Below are 8433 nucleotides of genomic sequence, written 5' to 3' on the forward strand. Positions count from 1 at the left end.
GCCGGGGGCGGGCGGGGGGGGCCCCCGGGGGGGGCGGGGGCGGGGGGGGCGGGGGGGGGGGGGGCCCGCTGCTCGGAACCGGGCGGACCGTGGTGGTCGTGGCGGTGGGCGCGCGGCGCGGCGGCGCCCCGGGGCCGGACGGGTACCGGCTCCTCATCCGGGCCGCCCGGCTGGCCGGCAAGCTCGGCGCCGGGCTGGTCACCCTGGTCGACACCCCCGGCGCCGCCGCCGCCGCGCCGGCCGAGGCCGGCGGTATCGCGGCGGCCATCGGCGACGCCATGGCCGCGGTCGTGGCCTGCCCGGCTCCGACGGTGTCGATCGTGCACGGCGAGGGCGGCTCGGGCGGCGCGCTCGCCGCGGCCGTCACCGACGTGGTCGCGATGACGCCCGACAGCTATTTCACCGCGCTGTCCCCGGAAGGGGCCGCGGCGACGCTGCGGATTCCCGTCAGCCGGGCCGCCGACGGCGCGGGCCTGCGCCCGACGGATCTGCACCGGCTCGGCTTCGCCGACCGGCTGCTCACCAACGGCGACGCCGACACGATCGCCGAGGCCGTCCTCGTCCTGCTCGACGAGCTGTGCCGACAGGATCCGGACGCGCGCCGCCGGCACCGTCGGGCGCGCTGGTCGACAGAACTGCGTAACAGTCTGTAATCTTTTTGCGTTTCTCCGGCTGAGTCCGACGATGTCGGATGCACAGCGAAGTGTCCGCCCGATCACCGATCGCATACCCCCGCGGCCGGTTCACCGGCCGTTCGACCTGGGAGAGTGATCCGCCATCGACGACCTGCCCGCACAGCGGGTGCCACCGGCACCGGCACCCCGTCGCGTCGCCGGCGGCCACCCGCGTCCGCGCCGGTCACTTGCCGCCGGGCTGCGCGCCACTCCGGCGGGCGCCCGTGGGCTCGCCGTCGAGACCGCTGGCTTCGCGACCCACCTGGCCCTGTACCCGGCGGGCGCCCTGCCCCGCCGCCGAGCGCACCCCGACGGGAACTACTCCCTGGGCGGCCTGGCTCCGCGGCAGCGCGGGTTGCTGGTGCACGCACCCGCCGCGGCCACCACCCCGGTGCTCCTCGTCCACGGGCTGGTCGACAACCGGTCGGTGTTCGCCCGGTTGCGCTATCACCTGCGCCGCTGCGGGTTCCAGCGGGTTGTGCCGGTCGAGCTGCCGCTATGGACCCTGACCGTGCAGGACGGCGCCCGCCTGCTCGCCGACGCCGTGGCCGCCGCGGCCGGCGAACACGGCCACGTGTCGATCGTCGCGCACTCCCTGGGCGGGCTGGTGGCCCGCTACCACGTCCAGCGGACCGACGGTGACGCCCAGGTCGATCTCCTCATCACCCTGGCCACCCCGCATGGTGGCGCCCGGCTGGCCGAGCTGGTGCCACGGTCGCTGCCGTACCCGTTGCTGACGCAGCTGCGCCCAGGCTCGCCGCTGCTCGCGGAACTCGCCGAGCCCGCGCCGAGCTGCCACACCCGGTTCGTCGCGGTCGGGGGCGCCCTTGACACCGTGGTCCGCCCGGCGCAGGCGGCGCTGTCCCATCCCGACCTGGCCGCCGAGAACATCACCGTGCCCGGCGTCGGGCATCACTCCCTGGCGTTCAGCGGCGCCGCCGCCCGCCTGGTCGCCGGCCGGCTGGCCGGCGCGGCGGCGGAACGGTCAGAGCTTCTCGACCGGCGCGTAGCGCAGCAGGAGCCGCTTGGTGCCGGCGTCGGCCCCGAAGTCGATCGTCGCCTCGGCGGAGTCACCGACACCGCCGGCGGCGAGGACGACGCCGAGCCCGAAGCTGTCGTGCGTGACCCGGTCGCCCTGGCGCAGCTCGGGGACGGGCCGGGCCGACGGTCGGTTGCGAGCGAACGGCGAGTTCGGTAGCGCGCGGCGCCCGGCCGGCTCGCTGCTGGGCGGCGGCGCCGGCCGCTGGGGCGCCTCGGCGATGCGACGCCAGTCGATGAGGGCGTGGGGCACCTCGCCGAGGAACCGCGACGCCGGGTTGAACGCCGGCTGCCCCCAGGCGCTGCGCACCACCGACCGGGTCAGGTAGAGCCGCGCCCGGGCCCGGGTGACCCCGACATAGGCCAGCCGGCGCTCCTCCTCCAGCTGGGTGGGGTCGCCGAGGGTCCGCATGTGCGGGAAGACGCCGTCCTCCAGACCGGTGAGGAAGACGACCGGGAACTCCAGGCCCTTCGCGCTGTGCAGGGTCATCAGGGTGACGACGCCGTCCGAGCCGTCGTCGGTGGGCACCTGGTCCGCGTCGGCGACGAGCGAGACCTGCTCGAGGAACCCGGCCAGCGTCCCCTCGGGGCTGCGCTCGACGAACTCCTGCACGACGCCGACCAGCTCCTGCAGGTTCTCCACCCGCCCCTGGGACTCGACGGTGTCCTCGGTGAGCAGCTCGCTCAGATAGCCGGTGCGTTCCAGCACCGCCTCGATGACCGCGACCGGACCCTTCGGCTCGACCGCGCGCAGTTCGGTGAGCAGGTCGGCGAACTCGCGCACGGCCTTCGCCGACCGCATCGCGATGCCCGGGATCTCCTCGACCCGCGCCATCGCCGCGTCGAAGCCGATCCGCTCGGCCTCCGCGAAGCCGGCGAGGGACGCCTCGGCCCGGTCGCCGATACCGCGGCGCGGCACGTTGAGGATGCGCCGCAGGTTCACCGTGTCGGTCGGGTTGACCAGCACCCGAAGGTAGGCCAGCAGGTCGCGGACCTCCTTGCGCTCGTAGAACCGCACCCCGCCGACGACCCGGTAGGGCAGCCCGACCCGGATGAAGATCTCCTCGAAGACCCGGCTCTGGGCATTGGTCCGGTAGAAGACCGCCACGTCCGCGGGGCGGGCGAGCTTGGCGTCGGTGAGCCGGTCGACCTCCTCCGCGACGAACGCGGCCTCGTCGTGCTCGTTGTCGGCGACGAAACCGACGATCTTCTCGCCGTCGCCGGCGTCCGACCACAGCTGCTTGGCCTTGCGCTGGTTGTTCTTGGCGATCACCGCGTTCGCGGCGGACAGGATGATCTGCGTGGAGCGGTAGTTCTGCTCCAGCAGGATGACCGCGGCGTCCGGGAAGTCCTCCTCGAACTCCACGATGTTGCGGATGTTCGCCCCGCGGAAGGCATAGATCGACTGGTCGGCGTCGCCGACGACGCACAGCTCCGCCGGCGGCACCGCACCCGACGCCCAGGTCACGGTGTCCGGGGTCACGGAGTCCGGGGTCACGGAGTCCGGGGTCACGGAGTCCGGGGCCGGCTCGGCCGGGGAACGCTCCGGGACCGGCTCGCCGCCGCCCTGCGCCGGCTGACCGACCAGCTCGCGCACCAGCACGTACTGGGCGTGGTTGGTGTCCTGGTACTCGTCGACCAGGACGTGCCGGAAGCGGCGGCGGTAGTGCTCGGCGACGTCGGGGAACGCCTGCAGCAGATGCACCGTCGTCATGATGAGATCGTCGAAGTCGAGCGCGTTGGCCTGGGTCAGCCGCTGCTGGTAGGCGGCGTAGACCTCGGCGACCGTGCGCTCGAGGTGGCTCGTCGCCCGGCTCCGGGCCGTCTCCCAGTCGATCAGCTCGTTCTTCAGGTTGCTGATCTGCGCGGCGAGGCCGCGCGCCGGGTGCCTCTTCGGATCGAGATCGAGATCCCTGGTGACCAGGGTGATCAGCCGCTGCGCGTCCGCGGCGTCGTAGATCGTGAACGACGAGGCGAAGCCGAGCCGCTTGGCCTCCGAGCGCAGGATGCGCACGCAGGCCGAGTGGAACGTGCTCACCCACATCGACCGCGCCCGCGGACCGACCAGCGCGCTGACCCGCTCCCGCATCTCGGCCGCGGCCTTGTTCGTGAAGGTGATCGCCAGGATCTCCCCTGGCCGCACACCGCGGGCGGCGAGCAGGTAGGCGATCCGATGGGTCAGCACCCGGGTCTTTCCCGAGCCGGCACCGGCGACGACCAGCAGCGGCGCGCCGATGTGCACCACCGCCGCCCGCTGCTGCGGGTTGAGCCCGTCGAGCAGGCCGTCCGCGTCGAGCCGGGGCTGGCCACCGGCCGTGTCCGGCGCGGGTGCGAGGACCGCGGGGCCGAACAGGTCGTAGGGCACGCCGCCGCCACCTGCGCCGGCCGCGCTGGGTGACTGACCGAACAGTGTGCTCATAAGACCTCGATCGTACGTTCGACGCCGGACTTCACCGCTACCGCCAGCCTATGGGCATCGGGTCCGATGCCCCCCCGGCGGGCCGACTCAGACCGTGGTCCGAACCTCCCGCACCCCCGCCACGCCGGCCACTGACTGCCCGCCTCGCAGGTCATTGGCCTGCGGCTCACCGAGGCCCGCGGCGGGCAGCGCGGCGAGCGCCTTGACCCGAGCGGCCACGCCGGGATCGACGTTGCCGCCGGAGAGCACCGCCACGGTCGTCCCCACCGCCAGCCCGCCGTGGCGCAGCAGCGCGGCGACCGGCGCGGCACCCGCCGGTTCGACAACGAGCCCGGTCCGGCGCAGCAGGACCATCGCCGACCAGAAGGCGGCCTCGTCGACGGTCACCACCTCGTCGACCAGCCGGCTGGCCAGCTCGAAGGTCAGCTTCCCCGGCTCGCCGACCGCCATCCCGTCGGCGAGCGGGCGGGGCACCGCCGCGGGACGGGACAGGCTCGGGCGGTGGCAGGTTCGCCCGCCGCGGGCGGCGGCGGTGGCCCGCTCCCGGGCACCCGTCAGGTCCGTGCCCACCGGCACCGCCAGGCGCTGGCCGGCCCGCATGGACGCGGCGAACGCCGGCGCCAGGTCGGACTGCACGCCGATCACCCGCACATCGGGCCGGCGCGCCCGCAACGCCGCCGCGACCCCACCGATCAGCCCCCCGCCGCCCACGCCCACCAGCACCGTGCGCAGATCCGGGACCTGTTCGAGCAGCTCCAGGCCGAGGGTGCCCTGCCCGGCCACCACCGCCGGGTCGTCGAAGGGGTGCACGAGCAGCCGCCCGCCGGCGGCCGCGTACCGGGCGGCGGCGCCCAGCGCGGCGTCCACCCCGCCGGGAACCTCCTCGACCCGCGCGCCCAGCCGCCGGGTCCGCGCCACCTTGACCGGGTTCGCCCCCGCCGGCACGAAGATTGTCGCCGGTACGCCGAAGGCAGCCGCCGCGAACGCGACACCCTGGGCATGGTTGCCGGCACTGGCCGCGACGACGCCACGCTGCCGCCGCTGCGGGTCGGCGGTGGCCACCCGGTGGTAGGCGCCTCGGAGCTTGAACGAACCGGTGTACTGCTCGTGCTCGCACTTGAACCAGACCGGCGTGCCCAGCGACGCCGTCAGCCCCGCGTCGCGCACCACCCGGGTGCGCCGGGCGACCCCGTCGAGCACCGTCGCCGCCGCGACGATGTCGGGAAACCACCGGTCCGCGGCGGGGACCCTCGACGGGTCACCCGCCGCCGCAGCCGGGTCGGCGGGCGCCGGCACGTCATCCGTCGCTGGTGCGGTCATCTGGCTTCTCCCGATGGCTGTGCGGCCACCTCGCCGTGACCGCGGCAACAAAAAAGCCCTCCGCCGGGCAGGCAGAAGGCGTGGCGCGCGGCCCCGCGAGTCGGGCGCGCGCCTAGGTAATGGCCATCTCGTACGAGGTCACACTCTCCACAGTGCTCCGGATGCGCCGGAACGTCAAACGGGACCCGCGGCGGCCGCGCGAACGCGACCGCCACCCGTCGACGTCAGATCACCGTGGGCCAGGGGTCCACCCGGTTCCGAACCCGGGGAGGCCGGTCACTCCCACTCGATGGTGCCCGGCGGCTTGGAGGTGATGTCGTAGACGACCCGGTTGACCTGCGCGACCTCGTTGACGATCCGGTTGGAGATGCGCTCCATCAGGTCGTAGGGCAGCCGCGCCCAGTCGGCGGTCATCGCGTCCTCGCTGGTGACGGCGCGCAGGACCACCGGATGCCCGTAGGTGCGCTCGTCCCCCTGCACGCCGACCGACCGCACGTCCCCGAGCAGCACCGCGAAGACCTGCCAGATCTCCCGGTCCAGCCCGGCGCGGCGGATCTCCTCGCGGACCACCGCGTCCGCGGCCCGGACCACGTCGAGCCGCTCGGGCGTGACCTCGCCGATGATCCGCACGGCGAGCCCGGGGCCGGGGAACGGCTGGCGCCAGACGATGTCCTCGGGCAGGCCGAGCTCCTCGCCGAGCCGGCGGACCTCGTCCTTGAACAGCGTGCGCAGGGGCTCGACCAGGCCGAACTGGAGGTCCTCGGGCAGCCCGCCGACATTGTGATGCGATTTGATCTTGGCGGCGGTCGGCGAGCCGGACTCGATCACGTCCGGGTACAGGGTGCCCTGAACCAGGTAGTCGATGGTCGCGCCCTCGGCCTCGGCGCGGGCCTCGAGATCGCGGGCCGCCTCCTCGAAGACGCGGATGAACTCCCGCCCGATGATCTTACGCTTGCGCTCGGGATCGGTGACTCCCGCGAGCGCCGCGGCGAACCGGTCGGCCGCCTTCACGTGCACGAGCTCGACGCCGGTGGAGGCCACGAAATCCCGCTCGACCTGCTCGGCCTCCCCGGCCCGCAGCAGCCCGTGATCGACGAAGACGCACGTCAGCGCGTCCCCGACAGCGCGGTGCACGACCGCCGCAGCCACCGCCGAGTCGACCCCGCCGGACAGTCCGCAGATCAGCCGGCTCGTGCCGACCTGGGCCCGCACCGCGGCCACGGCCTCGTCGACGATGTTCACCATCGTCCAGGTCGGCCGACAACCGGCCCCGGTGAGCAGGAAGCGCCGCAGAACGTCGAGGCCGTACTCACTGTGCAGGACCTCCGGGTGGAACTGGACGCCGTAGAGCCGCCGGGACGGGTCCTCGAACGCGGCGACGGGCGTCGAGGGGGTCGTCGCCGTGACCCGGAAACCGGGCGGCGCGTCCGTCACCGAGTCGCCGTGGGACATCCACACCTGCTGGGCCACGGGCAGTCCGGCGAACAGGACACCGGACTCGATCACCGACAGACGGGTTGCTCCGTACTCTGCCGTTCCGGTCCGCGCGACGGCGCCGGCCAACGCCTGCGCCATCACCTGGTGGCCGTAGCAGATACCGAGAACGGGAAGCCCGGTGGCGAACAGCGCGGGATCGACCCGGGGAGCGCCCGGCGAGTACACCGACTTCGGGCCGCCGGAAAGGATGAGCGCGGACGGCCGGCGGGCGAGGATCTCCTCGACGGGCATGTCCCAGGGCACGATCTCCGAGTAGACGTGGCACTCGCGGATCCGCCGGGCAATGAGCTGCGCGTACTGGGCGCCAAAATCGATCACCAGGACGGTGTCGTAGCCGGGGTGCCCCGCCGCACCGGGGGCGGGGGGGGTCCCGGGGGTCGTCAGGGCGGCGGACGGCTGACCCGGATCCGGTGACTGCACGTCGTGATCAGCATCGCTGCGCTGCATGTCGCTCACCCCGCAAGCCTACGGACCGGTCGGCACGGAGGTGCCGTCCACGGGACGTTGCTCGCCGACGCGGGTTCACGCCCGTGGGTGTCCACCACCCGATCGGGCGACGCATCTCGGACGCCCCCCGAACACCGTAAGAGCAAGTGTCTCAGATGCCCTGAGATGCCGGGATTTACACCTTCAGTGCCACAGAGAGAGGTAGGTCTTGGGCAAGGATGTTGTACCTTGTCGCGCTGCGCGCCAGTTACCCGGATGGTGACTCCGCGCGCTCTCGTTACAACTGGCACATGGCGACGAACGTGCTTACGGCGGGCACCTTTCGGATGCCGACTTCGTACCGCTATGGTGCCTGACAAGGGACATCCGGGCCCGATACCGAGCCATCCTGGTACGACGTGTTCCGGGAGGCTGGCGGAGAGGTTGCGAAGGTACGTGCGCAGACAACCGATGGCCAGCAGCGCGGGCATCGCCGCCGACTCGGAGCCAACCATGGCGCCGAGCCTGCCCGTGGACGACGAAAACGGCAGGCAGCGCGACGACCGCCCCACGGCGCCACCGACCCCATCGGGGTCCGGTCTGCGCCGCCTTCGTGGCGCCGCCACCAAACCGACCAACTGGCGCGTTCGCACCAAACTGATCGCGATCCTTACGGTCCCGATCGTAGCGATCCTCGCCTACTCGTCGATCGCGGCCGCCTCGGTGCTGACCAGTACCCGGGACGTCAACCGGGTCTCCGACCTCACCAAGATCAGCAAAGCCGCGGTCGCGCTCGCGAACGGCCTGGCTTCGGAGCGGACCTACACCACCGGATTCGTCGCGAGCGGCCCGGTTGGCTCCCGCGAGGGCCAGGCGCTCCCGCCCCGCCAAACGGCGGTAAACGATGCCTATCAGGCATACAAGTCGACGACCAATGGGCGACGCGGATCCTTTGGGAGTAGCGTTCGCGACGCCTTGGACGGTGTCCATTCAGGGGTGGGCGGCTGTAGCCCGCTGACCTTGGGGTTTGTGTTGAGGGGACACGTCGTGGGTGTTGCT

Annotated in this window: 5 protein-coding genes and 1 pseudogene; 3 read left to right on the plus strand and 3 right to left on the minus strand. The window is 73.0% G+C overall.

Annotated features, from left to right (window positions below; genetic code table 11):
- Together MXD60_RS17575 and MXD60_RS30380 are read left to right on the plus strand one after the other, a co-directional pair.
- On the plus strand, nucleotides 1-653 hold a 653-nt coding region (locus tag MXD60_RS17575; protein WP_283098537.1), incomplete at its 5' end, for a carboxyl transferase domain-containing protein.
- A 595-nt stretch (nucleotides 654-1248) separates the two neighbouring features.
- Nucleotides 1249-1311, plus strand: a pseudogene (locus MXD60_RS30380) (alpha/beta hydrolase); the annotation flags it as partial.
- A gap of 348 nt (nucleotides 1312-1659) precedes the next feature.
- Here the strand turns inward: MXD60_RS30380 and pcrA are convergent.
- From pcrA to guaA, 3 genes are all read right to left on the minus strand, one after another.
- Nucleotides 1660-4131: a DNA helicase PcrA gene (gene pcrA / locus MXD60_RS17585; protein WP_248820398.1), complete on the minus strand. Its 2472-nt coding sequence runs from the start codon at nucleotides 4129-4131 to the stop codon at nucleotides 1660-1662.
- Nucleotides 4132-4218: 87 nt separating this feature from the next.
- On the minus strand, nucleotides 4219-5451 hold the full coding sequence (locus tag MXD60_RS17590; protein ID WP_248820399.1) for a threonine ammonia-lyase: 1233 nt from the start codon (nucleotides 5449-5451) through the stop codon (nucleotides 4219-4221).
- Nucleotides 5452-5727: 276 nt separating this feature from the next.
- On the minus strand, nucleotides 5728-7395 hold the full coding sequence (gene guaA, locus MXD60_RS17595) for a glutamine-hydrolyzing GMP synthase (protein WP_283098544.1): 1668 nt from the start codon (nucleotides 7393-7395) through the stop codon (nucleotides 5728-5730).
- A 450-nt stretch (nucleotides 7396-7845) separates the two neighbouring features.
- Between guaA and MXD60_RS17600 the strand changes: the two genes are divergently transcribed.
- Nucleotides 7846-8433: nitrate- and nitrite sensing domain-containing protein (locus tag MXD60_RS17600; RefSeq protein WP_368861248.1), on the plus strand; the 588-nt coding region annotated here is incomplete at its 3' end.

This window comes from Frankia sp. AgB32 (assembly GCF_023243045.1).
Lineage (GTDB): Bacteria > Actinomycetota > Actinomycetes > Frankiales > Frankiaceae > Frankia.